The organism is Streptomyces sp. NPDC031426, from assembly GCF_055581585.1.
Genome location: NZ_JBVIJE010000024.1, coordinates 37,207 through 57,568 on the forward strand (window position 1 = coordinate 37,207; position 20,362 = coordinate 57,568).

15 protein-coding genes and 2 pseudogenes are annotated in these 20,362 nt (G+C 72.9%); 7 read left to right on the forward strand and 10 right to left on the reverse strand.

Features of this window, described 5'->3' with window-relative positions; all coding sequences use genetic code 11:
* Window positions 1-199: 199 nt before the first annotated feature.
* The 5 genes and pseudogenes from ACZ5NH_RS34510 to ACZ5NH_RS34530 all read right to left on the reverse strand — a co-directional run bounded on the left by ACZ5NH_RS34510 (window position 200) and on the right by ACZ5NH_RS34530 (window position 5,706).
* On the reverse strand, window positions 200-1,195 hold the full coding sequence (locus ACZ5NH_RS34510; RefSeq protein WP_468780940.1) for an FAD binding domain-containing protein: 996 nt from the start codon (window positions 1,193-1,195) through the stop codon (window positions 200-202).
* Window positions 1,192-1,731 (reverse strand): (2Fe-2S)-binding protein, encoded by a 540-nt coding sequence (locus ACZ5NH_RS34515; protein WP_388627186.1) that lies wholly within the window; start codon window positions 1,729-1,731, stop codon window positions 1,192-1,194. Before ACZ5NH_RS34515 ends, ACZ5NH_RS34510 begins: the two co-directional genes overlap by 4 nt.
* An 81-nt stretch (window positions 1,732-1,812) precedes the next feature.
* A pseudogene (locus tag ACZ5NH_RS34520) lies at window positions 1,813-2,059 on the reverse strand (coagulation factor 5/8 type domain-containing protein); the annotation flags it as partial.
* 95 nt (window positions 2,060-2,154) lie between these two features.
* A complete protein-coding gene (locus ACZ5NH_RS34525) occupies window positions 2,155-3,513 on the reverse strand; it encodes a lectin (protein ID WP_468780941.1) in 1,359 nt (452 codons plus the stop codon).
* Window positions 3,514-3,780: 267 nt separating this feature from the next.
* Window positions 3,781-5,706 (reverse strand): ABC transporter ATP-binding protein, encoded by a 1,926-nt coding sequence (locus ACZ5NH_RS34530; protein WP_468780943.1) that lies wholly within the window; start codon window positions 5,704-5,706, stop codon window positions 3,781-3,783.
* Between the two features lie 90 nt (window positions 5,707-5,796).
* On the opposite strand from ACZ5NH_RS34530, the gene ACZ5NH_RS34535 reads away from it, so the two are divergent.
* Together ACZ5NH_RS34535 and ACZ5NH_RS34540 are read left to right on the forward strand one after the other, a co-directional pair.
* The gene (locus ACZ5NH_RS34535) at window positions 5,797-6,771 is read left to right on the forward strand and encodes a lysylphosphatidylglycerol synthase transmembrane domain-containing protein (protein ID WP_468780945.1); all 975 of its coding nucleotides are present in this window, start codon (window positions 5,797-5,799) and stop codon (window positions 6,769-6,771) included.
* 39 nt (window positions 6,772-6,810) lie between these two features.
* The gene (locus ACZ5NH_RS34540; protein WP_468780947.1) at window positions 6,811-7,575 is read left to right on the forward strand and encodes a crotonase/enoyl-CoA hydratase family protein; all 765 of its coding nucleotides are present in this window, start codon (window positions 6,811-6,813) and stop codon (window positions 7,573-7,575) included.
* Window positions 7,576-7,607: 32 nt separating this feature from the next.
* Here ACZ5NH_RS34540 and ACZ5NH_RS34545 read toward each other — a convergent pair whose 3' ends face one another.
* Genes ACZ5NH_RS34545 through ACZ5NH_RS34555 form a run of 3 tightly spaced genes read right to left on the reverse strand, consistent with a single transcriptional unit; the run spans window position 7,608 to window position 11,940 of the window.
* Window positions 7,608-9,038 carry an NAD(P)/FAD-dependent oxidoreductase gene (locus ACZ5NH_RS34545; RefSeq protein WP_468780949.1) on the reverse strand — a complete coding sequence of 477 codons (1,431 nt, stop codon included), beginning with the start codon at window positions 9,036-9,038 and terminating at the stop codon, window positions 7,608-7,610.
* Window positions 9,035-10,513: an FAD-dependent oxidoreductase gene (locus ACZ5NH_RS34550; protein ID WP_468780951.1), complete on the reverse strand. Its 1,479-nt coding sequence runs from the start codon at window positions 10,511-10,513 to the stop codon at window positions 9,035-9,037. The genes ACZ5NH_RS34545 and ACZ5NH_RS34550 overlap by 4 nt, the downstream gene beginning before the upstream one ends.
* Complete coding sequence (locus ACZ5NH_RS34555) at window positions 10,510-11,940, reverse strand: FGGY family carbohydrate kinase (RefSeq protein WP_468780953.1); 1,431 nt, start codon at window positions 11,938-11,940, stop codon at window positions 10,510-10,512. The genes ACZ5NH_RS34550 and ACZ5NH_RS34555 overlap by 4 nt, the downstream gene beginning before the upstream one ends.
* Window positions 11,941-12,191: 251 nt before the next feature.
* On the opposite strand from ACZ5NH_RS34555, the gene ACZ5NH_RS34560 reads away from it, so the two are divergent.
* From ACZ5NH_RS34560 to ACZ5NH_RS34575, 4 genes are all read left to right on the forward strand, one after another.
* Window positions 12,192-13,178 carry a hypothetical protein gene (locus ACZ5NH_RS34560; RefSeq protein ID WP_468780955.1) on the forward strand — a complete coding sequence of 329 codons (987 nt, stop codon included), beginning with the start codon at window positions 12,192-12,194 and terminating at the stop codon, window positions 13,176-13,178.
* 42 nt (window positions 13,179-13,220) lie between these two features.
* Window positions 13,221-14,753, forward strand: coding sequence for an amino acid permease (locus ACZ5NH_RS34565; RefSeq protein WP_468780957.1), 1,533 nt, complete (start codon window positions 13,221-13,223; stop codon window positions 14,751-14,753).
* Between the two features lie 182 nt (window positions 14,754-14,935).
* Window positions 14,936-16,027 carry a mechanosensitive ion channel family protein gene (locus tag ACZ5NH_RS34570; RefSeq protein ID WP_451557524.1) on the forward strand — a complete coding sequence of 364 codons (1,092 nt, stop codon included), beginning with the start codon at window positions 14,936-14,938 and terminating at the stop codon, window positions 16,025-16,027.
* Window positions 16,028-16,293: 266 nt separating this feature from the next.
* Window positions 16,294-16,770 (forward strand): ATP-binding protein, encoded by a 477-nt coding sequence (locus ACZ5NH_RS34575; RefSeq protein WP_468780959.1) that lies wholly within the window; start codon window positions 16,294-16,296, stop codon window positions 16,768-16,770.
* Window positions 16,771-17,080: 310 nt separating this feature from the next.
* On the opposite strand, the gene ACZ5NH_RS34580 is transcribed toward ACZ5NH_RS34575, so the two are convergent.
* Window positions 17,081-18,319, reverse strand: coding sequence for a SpoIIE family protein phosphatase (locus ACZ5NH_RS34580; RefSeq protein WP_468781041.1), 1,239 nt, complete (start codon window positions 18,317-18,319; stop codon window positions 17,081-17,083).
* A 460-nt stretch (window positions 18,320-18,779) separates the two neighbouring features.
* On the opposite strand from ACZ5NH_RS34580, the gene ACZ5NH_RS34585 reads away from it, so the two are divergent.
* A complete protein-coding gene (locus ACZ5NH_RS34585) occupies window positions 18,780-19,421 on the forward strand; it encodes a carbonic anhydrase (RefSeq protein WP_468780961.1) in 642 nt (213 codons plus the stop codon).
* Between the two features lie 25 nt (window positions 19,422-19,446).
* Here ACZ5NH_RS34585 and ACZ5NH_RS34590 read toward each other — a convergent pair.
* Window positions 19,447-20,146: pseudogene (locus tag ACZ5NH_RS34590) on the reverse strand (L-threonylcarbamoyladenylate synthase); the annotation flags it as partial.
* Between the last annotated feature and the right edge of the window lie 216 nt (window positions 20,147-20,362).

Consider the following 20,362-nt stretch of genomic DNA (forward strand, 5'->3'; position numbering starts at 1 on the left):
GCCAGGGCCCAGCTCCCCACCCGGCCGGCGCTCGCCGAGGGCCCCGGTGGGGGCGCCGGGGGCCGGACCCCCACCCGGCCGGTGCTCGGGGAAAGCCCCGTCAGGGGTCGGGTTCCGGGCGGCCCGGTGTTCGGTGGGGGTGGCCGGGGAGTTGCCGGTCATGGGTTCCTCCTGGTCTGCTCGCTCCTGTTGCGCCGGCTCAGGCGACCGCCGGTGCTGGGGCGAGCCGGTTCAGGACATCCAGGGCGAGATTGCGGGCGAGGGGCACCTTGTAGGCGTTGTCCCGCAGCGGCTCGGCGTGCGCGAGCTCCAGCGCCACGGCTCCCTCGAAGGCGGCGGGGGTCGCCGGGCCGCCCAGCAGTGCCAGCTCGGTGTGCCGGGCCCGCCAGGGCCGGTGGGCGAGCCCGCCGAAGGCGATCGCCGCGTGGTCGACGACACCGTCCGCGACCCGCAGCACGACGGCCACGGAGGCGAGGGCGAAGGCGTACGAGGCACGGTCGCGGGCCTTGCGGTACGCGGACGGCAGGCCGGCGGTGGCCGACGGCAGCAGTACCCCGATGATCAGCTCGCCCGGGCCGATCCAGGTGTCCCGCTCGGGATGCTCCCCCGGCAGCCGGTGGAACTCCGCTGCCGGAAGCCGCCGGATGCCCTCGGTGCCGTACAGCTCGACCTGTGCGTCCAGCACGGCGAGGGCGACGGCCATGTCGGACGGGTTGGTGGCGATGCAGTGCTCCGAGTGCCCGAGGACGGCATGGTCGCGGTGCACGCCCTGCCGGGCGCCGCAGCCGCTGCCGGGCACACGCTTGTTGCAGGGTTTGTCCAGGTCCTGGAAATAGGGGCAGCGGGTGCGCTGGAGCAGATTGCCGCCGGTGGTGGCGGCGTTGCGCAACTGCCCGGAGGCGCCCGAGAGAAGCGCCTGGGAAAGCACCGGGTAGCGGTCGCGGACGCGCGGATCGGCGGCCAGGTCGCTGTTGCGGACGGTGGCGCCGACGCGCAGGGAGCCGTCGGGCAACTCCTCGATGCCGGCCAGCGGCAGCCGGCCGACGTCGATGAGGACGGCGGGCCGCTCCACGCCGAGTTTCATCAGGTCGACCAGGTTGGTGCCGCCGGCCAGATAGCGGGCGCCGGGGTGGGTGGCGTACGCCTCGACGGCCTCCTCGACGCTGCCGGGCCTGAGGTATCCGAAGCCGTTCACCGGATCACGTCCTCCACTGCCTCGACGATGCGTGGGTAGGCGCCGCAGCGGCACAGGTTGCCGCTCAGGCGCTCGCGGATCTCGGGCCGGTCCAGCGGGACGGGCCGGCCGGAGGGGGCCGCGGGGTCGGTGACGTGGGAGGGGTGGCCGGCGGCGGCCTCGGCGAGCATGCCGACGGCGGAGCAGATCTGCCCCGGGGTGCAGTAGCCGCACTGGAAGGCGTCGCGGTCGAGGAAGGCCCGCTGCAGCGGGTGCGGCTCCTCGCCGTCCCCGCCGAGGCCCTCGACGGTGGTGATCTCGCTGCCGTCGAGGGCGACCGCGAGCAGCAGGCAGCTGTTGACGCGACGGCCGTCGGCCAGCACGGTGCAGGCACCGCACTGGCCGTGGTCGCAGCCCTTCTTCGCCCCGGTGAGACCGAGGTCTTCACGGAGCAGGTCCAGCAGGACACGCCGGTGGTCGACGTGCAGTGTGTGGGGCTTCCCGTTGACCCGGAGGGTGATCTCCGACTCGGGAGAGAGCTGGTTTTCGCTGGTCATGGCAGGGTTGGCCTTCCGGACGGGCCCTGGTGTCCGTCCAGTCCGCGTATCCACGCGACGGCGCCTCACACGTCCGGGAGGCCTCTGGAAGTGCTCCACGAACAGGCCGTACATCGACGCCGCTGCCGTGGTCGGCGCACCGGATCCACATGTGGTCGCCGATGACGTTCTTGCTGTTCACGAGGAGGCTGGTGACCTCGGCCAGGGTCTTCGAGCCGGTGGTGCCGGCGTCGAAGAACAGGTCCTCGATCTTGACGCCGTCGACGTCGGCGACGCTCATCGCGGTGATGCCGTTGTCCGGGACGAAGGTGGCGAGCCCGAGGCCGAGGCCGAGGCCGAGGCCGATTGGTTCCCGGGGGCGACGGCCGTCGGTCTGCGGCGTGGGCGAGCGAACACGGATTCTCCTGGTGGGGGGTGGCGGGATCAGCCGGTGTAGGCGGCGAAGACGCGGGTGTAGTCCCAGTCGGACTGGCTCACGCCGGAGCAGCTGTCGGCGGGGCCGCCGGTGCACGGCCGGTCGCGGTTGGCGGACCAGAAGGTGAGCCGGGCGAGGTGGTGCGCCTGGGCGTAGGCCAGGATGGTCCGGAAGTCGTTCACCGTGACGGTCTCGTTGTTGTCGGTGATGCCGTTCATGGACGAGATGCCCATGTCCCGGTAGGCCTGGTCGTCGCTGTAGTGATAGGCGTTCTTCAGCGCGTTCTTCAGGCCCTCGGCGGCCTGCGTGGTGAGGTTGCCCATGTTCTGTCCGGCGCCGCCGAAGTCGAACGGCATGATGGCCCAGGCGTCCACGGTCAGCCCGGAGGACGCGGCCCGGTCGATGAGGCTGGTGTCGGGCCCGCTCTGCCCGGTTCCCTGGGTGATGTACACCTTCAGCCCCGGGTTGTTCGCCTTCACGGTCTTCAGCGCGTCCACGGTCCGCTGCTGCACGGTCGCGCTGCTGTAGGCGTCGGCCTCGATGTCGATGTCGATCGCCTTCAGGCCGTAGGCGTTGATGACCTTCTGGTAGGCCGCCGCCAGTTCGCTCGCGCTGGAGCAGGAGCTCTCCAGCTTGTTGCCGCTGTAGCCGCCGAAGGAGGGGATCACGTCACCGCCGCCTGCCCGCACGGTGTTGATCGTCTGCTGGTCGACCCCGCCGGTCAGCGGACGGCTGCCGTCCCACTGCGGATTGCAGTAGCCGTTGCTGAGCACGAAGGCGAGGGTGAACCACTTCACGCCGGTGGCCTGGATGATGGTGGCCGGGTTGGGCGGGCTGCCCCAGCCGTTGTAGAGGTACGGTGCGACGGCCATGGGCGCGGACGGGGTGCCGTCGCCCCCGCTCGCGGGCGCGTTCCACTTCTGGTTGGCGCCGCCGCTGCAGCTCCAGATCTGTGTCCGGGTGCCGTTGGCGGAGTTGTCGTCGGTGACGTCGAGGCACTTGTTCGCCTGCGGGTTGACGATGTCGTGGGCGGCGGTGACGGTCCACTTCTGGTTCGCGCCGCCGGTACAGCTCCACAGCTGCACCTTGGCGCCGTCGGCGGTCGAATTGCCGGTCACGTCGAGGCACTTGCCGAGGGCACGGATGGTGCCGTCGGTGCCGACCGTCCACTGCTGGGCGTTGGTGCCGTTGCAGTCGTAGAGCTGGACGGGCGTGCCGTCGGCCGAGTTGGCCCCGGCGACGTCGAGACACTTGCCGGCGAGCCCGGTGATGGCACCGGTGGCGGCCTGGGCGGGGGAAGCGGTGAGCAGTCCGGCGGACAGCGCGAGGACACCGAGGGAGACTGCTGCGGGAAGAGGTCTGGCCATGGGAGGGAGCGGGCCTTTCACGTGGGGGGTGCGCGCCAACGCCGGTGAACAGAGAGGACGTTGGGGCGTGCGCAGGCTTTGTTTAAGGCGTGAAGCTAAAGGTCCGGACCAGTGCAGTCAAGTGGTACGGCAGCAACTCGCCACGCGCGCCGGGACGTCGGGCGCCGAACACCGCGGAACCTCCGCAAACCGCCCCCCTCACCCCCTCACCCCCGCACCCCCGCACCCCCGCACCCCCGCACCCCCGCACCCCCGCACCACAGCCCCCTACGCCAACTCAACCGCCTCGTCCAGCGCTTCCGTCGCCTCCGGCGGTGCGGTCAGGGCGTCCTCCCGTGCCGCGAACTGGGTTCTGTACAGCTCCGCGTACCGGCCCCCGACCGCCAGTAGCTCCTCGTGCGTGCCGCGTTCCACGATCCGGCCGGACTCCACGACCAGGATCTGGTCGGCGGCGCGGACCGTGGACAGGCGGTGGGCGATGACCACGGCGGTGCGGCCCTCCAGGGCCTCGGTGAGGGCTTCCTGGACGGCCGCCTCGGAGGTGTTGTCCAGGTGGGCGGTGGCCTCGTCCAGGATGACCACGCGCTGGCGGGCCAGCAGGAGGCGGGCGATGGTCATGCGCTGACGTTCGCCGCCGGAGAGGCGGTAGCCCCGCTCACCGACCACCGTGTCGAGGCCGTCGGGCAGGGACCGTACGACGTCGGCCAGGCGGGCGCGGCCGAGGGCGTCCCAGAGTTCGTCGTCCGTCGCCCCCGGGCGGGCCAGCCACAGGTTGGCGCGGACCGTGTCGTGGAAGAGGTGCCCGTCCTGCGTGACCATGCCGAGAGTGCCGCGCAGCGAGACGGCGGTCAGGTCGCGGACGTCGACCCCGCCGATGCGGACCGCGCCCGCGTCGACGTCGTACAGGCGCGGCAGCAGCTGGGCGATGGTGGACTTGCCGGCGCCGGAGGAGCCGACGAGGGCGACGGTCTGGCCGGGTTCGGCGCGGAAGGAGACGCCGTGCAGGACCTCGGAGCCGCCGCGGGTGTCGAGGGCGGCGACCTCCTCCAGGGAGGCGAGGGAGACCTGGTCGGCCGAGGGATACGAGAAGCGGACGTCGTCGAACTCGACGGCGACCGGGCCCTCGGGGACCTCGCGGGCGTCCGGCTTCTCCTCGATCAGCGGCTTCAGGTCCAGCACCTCGAAGACCCGCTCGAAGCTGACGAGCGCGCTCATCACCTCGACCCGGGCCCCGGCGAGGGCGGTAAGCGGGGCGTACAGGCGGGTCAGCAGCAGCGCGAGGGAGACGACCGCGCCCGCCTGCAGGGTGCCGTGCAGCGCGAACCAGCCGCCGAGGCCGTAAACGAGGGCCAGAGCGAGGGCAGAGACCAAAGTGAGGGAGGTGATGAAGACCGACTGGGCCGTGGCCGTGCGGACGCCGATGTCACGGACCCGGGTGGCGCGGGCCGCGAACTCCGCCGACTCCTCCTCGGGGCGGCCGAACAGCTTGACCAGGGTGGCACCCGGTGCGGAGAAGCGCTCGGTCATCCGGGTGCCCATGGCCGCGTTCAGCGCCGCCGCCTCGCGCTGCATGCGTGCCATCCGGGTGCCCATGCGGCGGGCCGGCAGCACGAACACCGGCAGCAGCGCCAGTGCGAGCAGGGTGATCTGCCAGGACAGGGTGAGCATCACCGCGAGGGTGAGCAGCAGGGTGACCAGGTTGCTGACCACGCCCGACAGGGTGTTGGCGAAGGCCCGCTGGGCGCCGATCACATCGTTGTTGAGACGGCTGACCAGCGCTCCCGTACGAGTCCGTGTGAAGAACGCGACGGGCATGCGCTGCACATGATCGAACACAGCCGTCCTCAGGTCGAGGATGAGTCCCTCCCCGAGCGTCGCCGACAGGCGCCGTCCGAGGACACCGAGCCCCGCCTCCGCCAAGGCGACGAGCGCGATGAGCAGGGAGAGCCGGATCACCGTGGCGGAGTCGTGCCCCGCCACGATCGCGTCGACGACGCGGCCGGCGAGCACCGGGGTGGCCACGGCGAGCAGGGCCGTGGCCACCCCGAGCAGTACGAACCGGACGATGCCCGCGCGGTGCGGGCGGGCGAAGGTGGCGATACGGCGCAGTGTGGCGCGGGCGAACGGACGGCGCTCGGCCTGTGCGCTCATGACACTGTGCAGCTGCATCCATGCGGTGGTCTCCATGCTCATGGGAACGAACGTAGAACCTCAAGCTTCGTTGAGGTCAATGTTCCTGCCTTTTCACCCGCTGTTGGGGCGGCGCGGAGAACCTCTGCTGTTGTGACTGCCGTCCCGCTTCCCCCACCCCCGGGGGGACGACTCCCCCGTCGCGTCCCCGTCCGCCAGGCGGTGTGCCTGGTGCCGCTCGCACTCGTCGCCGTGGTCTCCGTACGCAACCGCTCCCTGCTCGCCGAGGGCTTCGGCCAGCTGCGCACCGCCTCCTGGCCATGGCTGCTCGCGGCGGCCGGGGCCACCTGTCTGACCTGGGTGGCCGCCGCGTTCACCCGGCAGGGCGCGGTGGTGCAGCCGCTGCCGAAGGGGCGGCTGCTGGCCACCCAGTTCGCGGCGGCGTCGGCCAACCATCTGCTGCCCACCGGGCTGGGCGCGGGCGCGGTGAACCTGCGCTTCATGACCGTGTGCGGGGTGCCACTGGCCCGCTCCTCGGCCGCGCTCGCGCTGTATCTGCTGGCCGAGTCCGTGGGCCGGCTCGGTCTGCTGTCCGTGCTGCTGCTGGCCTTCCCGGACGCGCTGCGGCTCGGCCCCCTGCTGCCGGACGGCTCGGCCGTGCCGCTGCTGCTGGGCGCGGCCGGACTGCTGGTGGTCGCGGCGGCCGTCGTGCCCCTCGTACGACCGCTGCGCACCCGCGTGTACGGCTTCCTCCGCGACGCCCTCGGCGAGGCACGGTCGGTGCACACCCGGCCGGCCCGCGCCCTGGCCCTGTGGGGCGGCTCGCTGGCCTTCCCCGCGCTGCAGGCGGCCGGTCTCGCCGCGGTCGGCCAGGCGCTCCGGCTGCCGGTGCCGGTGGCGCACATGGCGCTCGCCTACCTCGCGGCGACCGTCGCGGTGGCGCTGGTACCGACACCGGGCGGCCTGGGTTCGGTCGAGGCGGCCCTGATCGTGGCCCTGGTCGCGGTGGGCGGACCGGCGGCGGTGGCCACGGCGGTGGTGCTGGCCTACCGCATCATCACCGTGTGGGTGCCGCTGCTGCCGGGGGCGCTGACCCTGGGGGCGCTGGTCCGGTTCAAGGTCATCTGAGGCAGAGTGGCCTTCCGACCAGAACAAGGAGGGCTTCCCATGCCGGTCCGCGTGGAGCGCACGGAGTACGTCACCACGGTCGTCCTCTCCCGGCCCGAGGGCCGTAACGCGGTGGACGGTCCCACCGCCGCGGAACTCGCCGACGCCTTCCGGGAGTTCGAGGCGGACGACGGTGCCCGGGTCGCGGTGCTGTGGGGTGAGGGCGGCACGTTCTGCGCGGGGGCGGACCTGAAGGCGATCGGCACCGAGCGCGGCAACCGGGTGGCCGAGGACGGCGACGGCCCGATGGGGCCGACCCGGATGCGGCTGTCGAAGCCGGTGATCGCGGCGGTGGCCGGGCACGCGGTCGCGGGCGGCCTCGAACTCGCCCTCTGGTGCGATCTGCGGGTCGCGGAGGAGGACGCCGTGTTCGGGGTGTTCTGCCGCCGCTGGGGCGTGCCGCTGATCGACGGCGGCACGGTACGGCTGCCCCGGCTGATCGGCACCGGCCGGGCCATGGACATGATCCTCACCGGCCGCCCGGTACCGGCCCGCGAGGCCTACGGGATGGGGCTCGTGAGCCGCGTGGTACCGACGGGACGCGCCCGCGCCGAGGCCGAGGCACTGGCCGCGGCGATCGCCCGCTTCCCGCAGTCCTGCCTGCGCAGCGACCGCGCGTCGGTCCTCGACCAGGAGGGGCTGGACGAGGAGACGGCATTGCGCGGCGAACTCCGGTACGGACTGGGCGTGCTGGCGCAGAGCGCGGAGGGCGCCGCCCGGTTCGCCGCCGGGTCCGGGCGGCACGGGTCGTTCACGGATCTTTGAGGGGCCGCGCAGGGCACGGGCGGTCGGCCCGCTCAGCCCACGCTCACCACTGTCTCGCCGCCCTTCGGGTCGACTCGCTCCGTCCAGCGTGCGGTGAGGGTCAGAGTGCGGTTCGGCAGCGCGGTCCAAAGGCCCGGCCGCTCCCCGTGCAGGAGGCGGCCGTCCTGGTGGACCTGAAGGACCGGGCGGGTCAGCTGGGCGCTGGTGCGCAGGAGGTAACGGGCGGGCGGGGCGGCGGGGGTGATGCGGTTCGGGGCGATCCAGCGCAGCGGAGCCTCGACGGCGAGCGGGACTCCCCGTTCCGGCCAGGGGGCGCCCGCGAGGAAGGCCAGGACGGCACCGGCCACCCGGGCGCCCTCGTCGGCCGCCGTGCCGGCGCGTTCGACGGCGTGCAGGACGTTCCCGGCGGCGAAGACGCCGGGGCGCGAGGTGTGCAGCGCGCCGTCGACGGCGGGGCCTCGGGTGCCGGGGTCCAGGGCCAGGGCGCCGCGGCGGGCGAGTTCGTGGTCGGGGACGAAGTCTCCGGTGAACACGACGGTGTCGCAGGCCAGTGCGGTGGTACGGCCGTCGCGATGGCGTACACGGACCCCGGACAGGCGGCCGTGGCCGAGGAGTTCGGTGACCGTGGTGTGCGTCAGCAGTGGAACGCGGTCGTACAGCCGGGCCGAGCCGGCGCGGGCCCGGCCGGTCTGGGCCCGCGGGTGTTCCGTGACCAGCGCGACGACCTCGGCCCCGGCCGCGCGCACGGTGGCGGCCGCGGCGTACGAGACCTCCTCGGCGCCGACGACGACCGCGCGGGTGCCGATGCACTGCCCGAACAGGTGGACCGCCTGCTGGAGTTCGCCGGTGGTGTAGACACCGGCAGGTCGGGTGCCGGGCACCAGCCGGGCGGTACGCGGGCGTTCCCGGGCGCCGGTGGCCAACACGACGGCCCGCGCCTCGATGATCTCGGGCCCACCGGGACCGACGGCCGTGAACACCGCGGCGGCACGGAATCCGACGGTGCTGACCACCGCACCTCCGGCGGGGCCGCCGGGGGCCTCGAGCATCCCGGCCGCGCCGCGGTCCCGAGCGCCCGGCCCCGGTTCGGATCCCCCGGCGACCGTGGAGTCCGCAGCGCCCAGCCCCGCGCCGCAGGCGCCTGCCGCCCCCGCGTCCGTGGCCTCCACGTTCGCCGACGGCCCGGCCGCCACCCAGTCCAGGACCGTCACCCCGGTCCGGATCACCGCGCCCGCCCGCACGGCGGCCTCTGTCAGCCGCCGGACGTATCCGGGCCCGGTCAGCGGACGCGTCCGCGTGCCGAAGCCGCCGTGTGCGCAGTGCCGTGGTACCCCGCCCGGCTCGGCCTCCCGCTCCAGGACCGCCACGCGCCCAGCCCCGGAGGCGGCCAGCCGTGCGGCGGCCGTGAGTCCGGCGGGGCCGGCACCGACGACGAGAACGTCGACACGGCGTACGTCCGTCATGGCCGCCCCCTCCCGAACGGCTTCCGGCGCCGCACCGGTTCCCCGCCGGCCGGCTTCTCTGCCCCCGACTCGCCCTCGGGACAGCCCCGTTCGAACAGCCCCCGCACCGCCGCCCCGCAGTAGAACCCCTGGCACCGGCCCGCGCGGGCGCGGGTACGGCGGCGCAGGCCCTCCAGGGTGTGGGGCGGGATCGTGCTCGCGAGGGCGTCCCGGATCTCGCCGCGGGAGACTCGCTCGCAGTGGCAGACGAGGGTGCCGTACTCGGGGTCGACGGCGATGAGTTCGGGGCGCTGATAGGGGCGCGGGTAGGCCTCGCCGAGGTTGGGCATGGTCACCGGCTCCGGTTCGCGCACCGGGCCGAGGTCGAGTCCGGTGTCGGCCAGCAGGCCGGTGACATGGGCGGCGATGGCCAGGGACGCGGTCAGTCCGGTGGAGCGGATGCCGCCGACGGTGACGTACGTCTGCTCGGGGTGGGCGGCGATGCGATAGTCCTCCTGCCCGGTGGCCGCGCGCAGTCCGGCGTAGACGGCGGTGACCTCCTCGTCCAGGAGGGCGGGCAGGATCCGCCGGCCCTTGGCCCGCAGCCCGTCCAGGCCGTCGGCGGTGGAGCCGGTGGCCCGCTTGTCGTCCAGGTCCTCGGCGGTGGGGCCGAGCAGCACGTTGCCGTAGACGGTCGGCGCGACCAGGACGCCCTTGCCGAGCGCGGTCGGCACGGGCAGCAGGATGTGCCGGACGAGCGGGCGGGCGAACTTGTCGTACACCAGGAGCTGGCCGCGGCGCGGGGTGACGGTGAAGTCCTCGCGACCGAGCAGCCGGTCGAGGGTGTCGGCGTGCAGTCCGGCGGCGTTCACCAGATAGCGGGCGCGCAGGGTGCCGCGGGAGGTGGTCAGCAGATGCCCCGCGTCCCGGCTCAGGTCGTGCACGGCGGTCTTCAGATGCAGATCCACTCCGGCGCGGACCGCCTGGGTGGCGTACGCCAGGGTCGTCGTCCAGGGGCAGATGATGCTCTCGCCGGGCACGTGCAGGGCGCCGAGCGCTCCGGGGCCGAGGTGGGGCTCGCGGGCGTACAGCTCCTCGGGGCCGAGCCGGCGCGTGTCGTGGTAGCCGTTGCGCTCGGCCTTGGCGGCCAGCCGGGGCAGGGCGGCGAGCTGCTCCTCGTCCCAGGCGACCAGCAGGGCGCCGACGCGTTCGACGGGGATGCCGGCCTCGGCCGCGTAGGCGCCGAGCCGGTGGTAGCCCTCGCGGACCAGCCGGGCCTCCAGGGTTCCGGGGGCCGCGTCGAAACCGGTGTGCAGGATCGCCGTGTTGGCCTTGGAGGTGCCCTGCCCGACGTCGTCCTGGGCCTCCACCAGGGCGACGCCCAGGCTCGGGTGGCGGGCGAGCTCTCGGGCGATGGCGCAGCCGACGACCCCGGCGCCGACGATCGCGACGTCGTACGTGCGTGCGGGCAGCGGGCCTTCCGTGGTGACGGTCATGAGCCGAGCAGGGCCGCGACGGCGGCCCGGAAGCCGGCGCGGCGTTCGGCGGCCTGGTCGGCGGTGATGCGGGGTTCGTACACGGCGGCGGGCTTCCAGTCGGGCAGGGCCTGTTCGACGCCCAGGGTACGGTCCGCGCCGAGCCGGGCGAGGGCGGCCGCACCGAGTGCGGTCGCGTCGGGCAGCGGCGAGACTTCGACCGGGCGTTGCAGCAGGTCGGCCTGGGTCTGCATGAGCAGGGCCGAGCGGGTCAGGCCGCCGTCGACGCGGAGCCTGTGCAGCGGGGCACCGAGGTCGGCGGCGGCCGCGTCGGCGAGTTCGGCGACCTGGGCGGCGATGCCCTCGCACAGGGCGCGCACCAGGTGGCCGGGTCCGGTGTCGAGGCCGAGGCCGGTGAGCGAGCCGCGCAGATCGCCGCGCCACCAGGGGGCGGCGAGTCCGGCGAGAGCGGGGACGAAGGTGACGCCGCCGCTGTCGGGGACGGCGCCGCCGACGGGGTCGAGGTCGGCGGCGCAGGAGATGACCCCGAGGTCGCGGAGCCAGCGGACGGCGGAGGCCGCGGTGTAGACCTGGCCGTCCAGGCAGTAGGCGGTGGTTCCGGCGAGCCGCCAGGCGACGCAGCTGACCAGTCCGGAGGTGCCGCGCCGGGGCCGGTCGCCGGTGTGCGCGAGCAGGAAGGCGCCGGTGCCGTAGGTGCACTTGGCGGAGCCGGGTGCGGTGACGCGTTGGGCGAGCAGGGCGGCCTGCTGGTCGACGATCAGCCCCGTGAGCGGGATCTCGCGGCCGAACGCCGTGGTGGTGCCGACCGGCCCGGCGGTGTCGGTCACCTCGGGCAGGCGCTCGCCCGCCAGGCCGTACATCTCCAGCGCCCTCGGTGACCACTGCGCGCGGTCCAGGTCGAGGAGCTGGGTACGGCCGGCGGTGGCGGCGTCGGTGGCGAAGGCACCGGTGAGGCGGTGGACCAGCCAGGCGTCGGAGGTGGTGACGACGCCCTCGCGAGTGAGGTGGCGGCGGATCCAGGCCATCTTGGGCGCGGCGAAGTACGGGTCGAGCGGCAGCCCCGTCAGCTGCCGCAACTCCTCGGCGTGCTCGGCGAGTTCGGTGCACACGGGCTCGGCGCGCCGGTCCTGCCACACCAGGGCGTCGGTGAGCGGGCGGCCGTCGGCCGGGTCCCAGGCGAGGACGGTCTCGCCCTGGTTGGCCAGGCCCAGCGCCACGACGTCCTCGCCGGCCTCGGCGAGCGCCCGCCGGCCGGCGTCGACCACGGAGTCGTACAGCTCGGCCGGGTCCACCTCGACCAGCCCGCCGGGCAGATACCGGGGGCGGACCTCGGCGAAGGCGGAACCCACGACGCCGCGTTCCGGACAGACCACCAGGGCCTTGGTGCCGGACGTGCCCTGGTCGACGGCGAGCACCGGGCCGGTCATCGCGCCTTACCCCACTCCGCACCGAAGATCACCGCGCCAGCCTGCCGCTGCGGCGAGGCGGCGTCAAGCACCCTCGGGTCTCCAACTGCCCTGAACAAGTGGTTGAGTTGGCAACAATGGCAAGGCGGAACGCGCGCCTCTATAGTGACCGCCGACCAGCGCCTCACCCCTCGATCACCGCCCACAGGAGGGCTGTTGCCACGCCACCCCGCCAGCTCGCCCGCGTGCCAGTGGCCCGGGGCAGACGGCTGATGGCCAGAGAAGGACCCCGTCCCTCCTACGACCCCGCCGGCCCCGACCACGCCCTGCGCGCCGCCCTCCAGGACCTGCGCACCGGCCGCTGGATGGCCATGCGCACGCTGCTCACGGACACCCCGCCCGGCCGGCAGTGGACCCAGCGCACCCAGGTCCTCGCGGCGGCCGCCGCCGGCACCGACGTGGTGCGCGCCTGGCTCACGGAGGAGCCGGACAGCGTCCACGCCGCGGTGATGCAGGCGCGGGTCGGGGTGGAACGGGCCCTGCGCGCCCGGCGCGAGAGGCACCGCCGCACCCACGAGTTGTGGATCGAGGCCTGGGACGCCGCCCAGTCCGCCACCGGGATCGCCCCGCGGGACCCGGTGCCCTGGGTGTGCCTGCTGGCGCTGGCCCAGCTGGATCCGGAGCAGCGCTGGGAGGAGCACCGGGCGCCCGCGCCCGAGCCGATGCTGCCGCCGGGCCCCTGGGGGCTGCTGGCCGAGGCCCACGAACGCGACCCGTACAACCGCGAGGCCCACCATCGGATGCTCCAGTTCCTGTACGCGCGCGGCGGCTCGGGCCGGATCGCGGAGGCCACCGGCTACGCCCAGTGGGCCGCCGCGCAGGCCCCGCCCGGCTCGGCGCTGCATCTGCTGCCGCTGTACGTCCGCGTCGAGCGCTACCGGCGCGACAGCGGGCACGACGCGGCGCTCGACCTGCACTGGGTGGCGGAGGACGCGGCCCGCGAGGCGCGGCGCGCCCTGCACTCCTGGTTCGAGCACACCCCTCGCGCCGATCGCTCGCTGCCCGACCTCAACCACCTCGCCCACGCCCTGTGGGGTTCGCTGCAATTCCCCGACGCGGCAAGGGTGTTCGACGCCATCGGCCCATACTTCACGCCGCCGCCCTGGATGTACCGCACACCCGACCGCGACCGTGCCGTGGAGGTCTTCGTCCAGGCCCGGGACCGTTGCCGGGCGGCCGCGGACGGCTCACGCACGTGAACGGCCCCTGTCCCCGCCCTTCTTGACCCGGAGGTCCCCCGCATGTCCCCCACCCCCGATCCCGCACCCTCCCCCGGCCTGCCCCAGCAGGACGAGGAGCAGCGGCTGCGTGAACTCGGCTACCGGCCCGTGCTGGCCCGCCGCATGGGCGGCTTCGGCAACTTCGCGATCAGCTTCTCGGTGATCTCGATCCTGTCCGGCTGCATGACCCTGTACGGCTTCGGCCTGAACACCGGCGGCCCCGCCGTGATGCTGTGGGGCTGGGCGGGCGTCGGTCTGTTCGTGCTGTGCGTCGGTCTCGCGCTCGCCGAGGTCACCAGCGCCTATCCGACGTCCGGCGCGCTGTACTACATGGCCGACCGGCTCGGCGGCCGGCGCTGGGGCTGGTACACCGGCTGGCTGAATCTGCTCGGTCTGCTCGGTGCGATCGCCGGCATCGACTACGGCGCCGCGCTGTTCACCGGCGCGTTCGCCAACCTGCAGTGGGGCTTCACGCCGACACCCGGCAGGACGATGCTGATCTTCTGCGCCATCCTGCTGCTGCACGCGGTGCTGAACCTGTTCGGTGTCCGTCTGGTCAGCCTGCTGAACTCGGTGAGCGTGTGGTGGCATCTGGCGGGCGTCGCGCTCATCGTGGGCGCGCTCGCGATCGTCCCCGGCCACCACCAGTCGGCGTCCTTCGTGTTCACGAAGTTCGTCAACGAGACCGGCTGGCACAATCCGATCTACGTGGCGGCGATCGGCCTGCTGCTCGCGCAGTACACCTTCTCCGGCTACGACGCCTCCGCGCACCTGTCGGAGGAGACCTCGCAGGCCTCGGTGTCCGCCGCGCGCGGCATCGTACGGTCCATCTGGGCGTCCTGGATCGCGGGCTTCGTGCTGCTCGCGGGTCTGACCTTCGCCATCCAGAACTACGACGCCACGCGCAACACCGCCACGGGTGTGCCGCCCGCGCAGATCCTGCTCGACGGCCTGGGCACGGGTGGCGCGAGCGCGCTGCTCCTGGTGGTGATCGTCGCCCAGCTGTTCTGCGGCAACGCCGAGGTCGCCGCGGCCAGCCGGATGGTGTTCGCGTTCAGCCGCGACGGCGCGCTGCCCGGTTCGCAGTTGTGGCGCAAGGTGAGCGGCCGCACCCAGACGCCGGTCGCCGCCGTGTGGCTGTCCGTCGTCGTGGCGGGTGTCCTCGCCCTGCCGTCCCTGTACTCGACGACGGCGTACAACGCGGTGACCGCCATCAATGTCATCGGCATCACCCCCGCCTACGCCATCCCGGTGCTGCTGCGGCTGCGCGCGGGCGACCGTTTCCGGCCGGGGCCGTGGCATCTGGGCCGCTGGAGCCGGCCGATCGGCTGGATCGCGGTGATCTGGGTGGCCTGTGTGACCGTGCTGTTCTGCCTGCCGCAGGCCTCGCCGGTCACCGTCGACACGATGAACTACGCGTCGGTGGCGCTCGCCGTCGTCCTGGTCCTCGCGACCGTCTGGTGGTACATCGCCCGCCGTTCGTACGGCACGCCCACCGCCGCCGCGTACGGCAGCGACCGCGACCAGGCCGAACTCGCGGAGGGCATCGTCTGAGCCACCCGCGCGGAGAGTGCCGGTCCAGGTACGAACTGGTGTTGCGGATACGGCAGGATGAGCGATCGCGCCGGTCGACGGGGTTCCCCGGCCGGCGCGATCGCACATCCCGCACATCGAGCAGGTGACTACGTGACGAGACTTCGCAACTCCGCAGCACGGGCGTGCCCCGGAGGTGTCCGGTGAACCGCGCGCTGACCCTGGACGACCTCGTCCTCGCCGGCATCTCCCTCGCGGCGGGCCTGTTGCTCGCCTTCATGTCCCGCACCCTGCTGCGCTGGCTCGCCAAACACGCCAAGCGGACCCGCTGGAGCGGCGACGACGTCATCGTGGACGCCCTGCGGTCGGTCGTGCCGTGGGCGGCGATCGCGAGCGGTGGGGCGGCGGCCGCGGCCGTGCTGCCGCTGACCCGGACCGTGCAGCACCACACCAACCAGGCCCTGGAGGTGTGGCTGATCTTCGTGGTGACCCTGTCCGCGGCCCGGGTGATCGCGGGTCTGGTCCGCACGGTCACCCAGTCCCGCTCGGGCGTGGCGGGCTCGGCGACCATCTTCGTCAACATCACCCGGGTCCTGGTCCTCGCCATCGGCTTCCTGGTGGTCCTGCAGACCCTCGGCATCTCCATCGCGCCCCTGCTGACCGCCCTGGGCGTCGGCGGTCTGGCGGTCGCCCTCGCCCTGCAGGACACCCTCGCCAACCTCTTCGCGGGCATCCACATCCTGGCCTCCAAGACGGTCCAGCCGGGCGACTACATCCGGCTAGGCAGCGGCGAGGAGGGGTACGTCGTCGACATCAACTGGCGTCAGACGACGGTCCGCCAGCTCTCCAACAATCTGGTGGTCATCCCCAACGGCCAGCTCGCCAAGGCCAACATGACCAACTACACGCATCCCGAGCAGCGGTTGACGGTGCTGGTGCAGGTCGGGGTGGGCTACGACGCCGACCTGGAGCACGTGGAGCGCGTGACGGCGGAGGTCGTCGCGGAGACCATGCGCGAGGTCGAGGGCGCCGTACCGGAACACGAGCCCGCGGTCCGGTTCCACACCTTCGGCGACTCCCGCATCGGCTTCACGGTGATCCTCGGCGTGGGCGAGTTCAGCGACCAGTACCGCATCAAGCACGAGTTCATCAAGCGCCTGCATCGCCGCTACCGCGCGGAGGGCATCAGCATCCCGGCCCCCACCCGGACGGTGGCGCTGCAGCAGGGCGCGGTGGTGATCCCGCAGCAGCGCAGCGGGGAGGAACTGGCACCGGGGCCCGGCCGGGGCGACTAGGCCGGGTCCAGGGTCCGCGGAATCGTTGGCAACGGCGAACCTTCGGCCTGCTGTGTTGCCGACGTGCGCAGCGGGGCGGCGCAGGGCTGTCGTCGTTTGATGCGCAATCGGCGGCTTCGTGGCGTAGATCATTCACAACGCCTGCCCAGCCCTCTCGCCCGGGCCCTGAAGAGATGCCGTCGAGACCATCCGCTCAGTGGCCGTGCCTGTGGCGGGGTTGAGGGGGTATGCGCTGTAAGGCGGCGGGGTCAGTGTGAGGCGGCTGGATGGACGAGGCGGCGGAAGGCGACGGCAGAGAGTCGCTGGTCGACAGGCCGGTATCGGTGGCTGCGGCGTTCGAGGGCAGTGAGGAGATCGCCGAGGCCCGTGACCTGGCCCGGTCGTTCCTCGTGAACCTGCAGGCCGTTCATGGGCTGCCGGTTTCCGGCCGGGCGATGGGCATGGTCCAGCTGGTGGTCAGCGAGCTGGTGACCAATGCCCGCAAGTACGCCCCTGGCCCCTGCCTGCTGACGCTGGAGATCGAGGAGGGAACCGTCGAGGTCAGTGTCTGGGACAGCAGCACGATGCGGCCGTCGGTGCTGGCAGCGGACCCTGACCGGATCGGTCAGCACGGTTTGGAGATCGTGATGGCGGTGTGCCGGAGCTTCGCCGTCCACCGTGAACCGGTGGGCAAGCGGATCACGGGGGCTGTCGTCCTCGCCGATGATCCCGGCGGAGACCTTGCCGGCCGCCAGGTGCTGTGAGTCGGTCCGCCGGATCCAGGGCTGTGCGTGCCTGACAGACAGGCTGGGGCGCCGGGTGGCGCAGATACCCCCGCTTCGCCGCACTGGCCACCAGGCTGGTCGTGATCGCCAATAGGCCTGCGACTGACCGTGAGTTGCTGATTCCGATTCGTGTGCATGACGGAGAGGCGGCAAGGAATGCGGCTGGGCCGGCTGTACTCCCCGAAGACGCGGTCGGCCCCCGGCTGCCCAGGCTGACTTGACGCTTGATCACATCATCTGCCGACCGGCCGCGGGCAGACGGCCTTCACAATCTCCAGCACCGTCCCGGTCAGGGCGGTCGGGTCATTGCGTCCAGGCGGACGACGACCATGGCAATGTCGTCGGTGGCGCCGCTGGCGAGGTCGAGGCGGGCGAGGAGGGCGTCGGCGAGGTGTTCCGCCCCGAACTCGGTGCAGGTGGCGAGCATGTCGGTCAGGCGGGTCAGGCCGGCGTCGATGTCCTCACCGCGGCGTTCGATCAGGCCGTCGGTGTAGAGGATGAGGGTGTCGCCGGGGGCGTAGGTCTTGTTGGCCTGGGGGCGGGGGACGTGTTCGGGGCGGGCGCCCAGCGGGGGGTCGGTGGCCTGGTCGAGGAGTTCGCAGGTGCCGTCGGGGTGCAGCAGGACGGGCGGGGGGTGGCCGGCGCTGCTGTAGATGAGCAGGTGGCTGTGGCAGTCGACGAGGACCTGGACGGCGGTGGCGGCCAGTGCTCCCTCGACCGAGCGGGCGTACAGGCCCAGGACCTCCAGTGCTTGGGCGGGGCCGTGCACGGTGCGGGTGGCGGCGCTCAGCGCGCTGCGCAGCCTGCCCATGACGGTGGCGGCCATCAGCCCGTGGCCCACCACGTCGCCGACCGCGACGGCGAAGCGGTCCGCGGGCAGGTCGACCGTGTCGTACCAGTCACCGCACACATTCAGCGCTCCGACGGCGGGCAGGTAGCGCACGGCGATGTCCGGGTGCCGGCCAAGGTCCGGAGTGTGGAGCATGGTTTCTTGCAGAGCGACGGCGATGCGCCGTTCACGGGCGTGCGCCTGTTGCAGTTCCTCATTGAGCTGTTGCAGCTGCCGGGCCCGGGCGTACAGCTCGGCTTCCATGGCCGCTTCCCGGCCAGGGCGGACCGACGGCAGGTGTGTCGTGCGGCGGGCGCGGACGACGTCGGTCATGTTCTCGGACCGGTGGAGGATCCAGGCGACCCTGCCGTCGGGGCCGAGGAGGGGCACGTTGATCGCGGTCCACCACCTCTCCTTGAACACCTCGGGGTTGCCGGCGACCGGAATGTCGTACCTCTGCAGCGCCATGTGATCCGTCCGGCCCGAGGACAGCACCCTGTGCAGTGAGGCTTTCAGCGTCTCCATCCCGTCGGCCTCAGGGTCGGCGGGGTTGTCCGGGAAGACGTCGAAGAGGTACTGCCCGACCAGCTCAGTCGGGCTACGTCCGGTCCCCTCGCAGAAGGCCGGGTTGGCAGCGGCGATCACCAGGTCCGTGCCCAGCATCAGGCACGGGCTCGGAAGGACGGCGAACACCGCCATGTAGTCGATCTCCGGTGCCGTCACACGTGTGCCCCAGCGAGTTGCTCCCTCTTCAATCTACGAAAGTCCCAGCCCCCGCGCCCCCCGAGCTCCTCATGGGCAAGCGGGGCTGGCGGCTGCGTACCCCCATCCGGTGCGCACCGTCTGGCTGTGTGGACTCCTGGCCCGGTGGTCTCGGCCCCGCGTGGGAGGCCACCGGCCGCCCCGGCAGCTCCCCTCCTATGGCGTGCACCCCTGCCCTGCGGGACCTCGCCGGTGGGCGAGTGACAGCGTCACGGGAAGAGGCTTGAGGGCCAGGCGGTGCGGGCGGTTGTGGGCGGAGCGGCTGCGCGGCGCACCGCAGCCGGCCACCAAGAGCGACACCGCCCTGCGTCTGGGAGTGCCGGCTGCGGAGGGTGTGCAGGCCGCCATCCGTGGACCCGGCCGCGCGATTTGGCGGGGTCGGCCGTAGCCTTCCGCCATGACTGAGACCCTGACGCCGACTCCCGACGATGCCTTCGAGATGCTGCTGGCAGGCAACCACCGGTTCGTGGCCGGCTCGCCCGAGCATCCCAACCAGGACGCCGCACGCCGCGCCGAGACCGCTCCGGCCCAGAATCCCTTCGCGGTGCTGTTCGGCTGCTCCGATTCGCGGCTGGCCGCCGAGATCATCTTCGACCAGGGGCTCGGGGATCTTTTCGTGGTCCGTAACGCCGGGCATGTCGTCGGTGCGGAGGCGTTGGGAAGTATCGAGTACGGCGTGAGTGTGCTGGACTGCCCGCTGGTCGTGGTGCTGGGCCATGACTCGTGCGGGGCCATCGCGGCTGCCCGCGCCGCCGCCGACGGCGGCCAGGTGCCCGCCGGCTTCGTCCGTGACGTCGTCGAGCGGGTGACCCCGAGTGTGCTGGCGGCCCGTGCCGCCGGACGCGAGCAGCCCGAGGAGATCCTGGCCGAGCACATAAGGCTCACCGTCGATCTGCTGATGGAACGCTCCCGCGTGCTGGCCGAGCGAGTGGCCGCCGGCCGACTTGCCGTGGTGGGTCTGTCCTACCGCTTGGCCGACGGCAGCGCGCTACTGGTCGCCTCCCACGGCCTGAGCAGGGCTGCTGCCCCCACACGGTGAAACCCGCGGCCGGCCACCCTGGGGTTCAGTGCTGCTGGGGGCCGGTGACCGAGGAGGGCCGGGGCCCTGCGGCGCGGCGGAGCCAGGTTGGCGATCGCCAGTCCCAGGCCCTCCTCCGTCGGCAAGGACGCGACGATGAGGTCGCACCCCTGCTGGTCGAGGTCGCGCAGGAACCCGTACAGGCTGCGCGCGTAGGCGGCCGTCGAACCCGGGAGAACCACCACGGCGTGCGCCTTCACCGCAGCATCGGCGAAGGCTGGGGGAAGGAAGACACCCACCTGGTGCCCGAGCTCCTGCGCGAGCTCCGCTTCGGCGATCACCTTCTCCGGCTCGACGAGGACGACTCGCGCGCGCGGCGCGTAGTGCGACGGATGCCGGCCCGGCACCGGGACACGGCTCGTCGAGGGGACCGCGAGCGGGTGCCCGAGCACCGCTTCGAGGGCCTCGAGTGTCACTCCGCCGGGCCGGAGGATGCTCGGGGTCTCGCCCGTGGCGTCGACGATGGTGGACGCGACGCCGACCTCGCAGGGGCCGCCGTCCAGCACGAAGTCGACCGCCTCGCCGAGCTCGGCACGGACGTCGTCCGCGGTGGTGGGGCTGACCTGGCCGAAGCGGTTGGGGGAGGGGGCCGTGACACCGCCGCCGAAGGCGGACAGCAGCGCGAGGGCGACGGGGTGGTCGGGCACGCGCACGGCCACCGTCTCCAAGCCACCCGCCGCTTCGAGGGATGATCAATATCGGCGCCACCTGGCACACCACAGGGCCCCGCCGCAACTCGCGGGATCCGGGCGCAGGTGACGGCTTGGCCATCCCCCCAGGTGCCGGGCGAGAACGGCTCAGTGCGGAAGCGCAGGGGGCCCTGCTGGCCCAGAACACCCCATGTCCGCATCGGGTCGTGTCGAGTTTTGATGCGGACCTCCTGGGGAGTCGGTGCGTGTGGT

Coding starts and splice junctions, on each gene's coding strand:
- ACZ5NH_RS34585 (WP_468780961.1), top strand. CDS start 18,780: ATGACTGAGACCCTGACGCCGACTCCCGACGATGCCTTCGAGATGCTG.
- ACZ5NH_RS34525 (WP_468780941.1), bottom strand. CDS start 3,513: ATGGCCAGACCTCTTCCCGCAGCAGTCTCCCTCGGTGTCCTCGCGCTG.
- ACZ5NH_RS34575 (WP_468780959.1), top strand. CDS start 16,294: ATGGACGAGGCGGCGGAAGGCGACGGCAGAGAGTCGCTGGTCGACAGG.
- ACZ5NH_RS34540 (WP_468780947.1), top strand. CDS start 6,811: ATGCCGGTCCGCGTGGAGCGCACGGAGTACGTCACCACGGTCGTCCTC.
- ACZ5NH_RS34580 (WP_468781041.1), bottom strand. CDS start 18,319: ATGGCGGTGTTCGCCGTCCTTCCGAGCCCGTGCCTGATGCTGGGCACG.
- ACZ5NH_RS34530 (WP_468780943.1), bottom strand. CDS start 5,706: ATGAGCATGGAGACCACCGCATGGATGCAGCTGCACAGTGTCATGAGC.
- ACZ5NH_RS34550 (WP_468780951.1), bottom strand. CDS start 10,513: ATGACCGTCACCACGGAAGGCCCGCTGCCCGCACGCACGTACGACGTC.
- ACZ5NH_RS34555 (WP_468780953.1), bottom strand. CDS start 11,940: ATGACCGGCCCGGTGCTCGCCGTCGACCAGGGCACGTCCGGCACCAAG.
- ACZ5NH_RS34560 (WP_468780955.1), top strand. CDS start 12,192: ATGGCCAGAGAAGGACCCCGTCCCTCCTACGACCCCGCCGGCCCCGAC.
- ACZ5NH_RS34515 (WP_388627186.1), bottom strand. CDS start 1,731: ATGACCAGCGAAAACCAGCTCTCTCCCGAGTCGGAGATCACCCTCCGG.
- ACZ5NH_RS34545 (WP_468780949.1), bottom strand. CDS start 9,038: ATGACGGACGTACGCCGTGTCGACGTTCTCGTCGTCGGTGCCGGCCCC.
- ACZ5NH_RS34565 (WP_468780957.1), top strand. CDS start 13,221: ATGTCCCCCACCCCCGATCCCGCACCCTCCCCCGGCCTGCCCCAGCAG.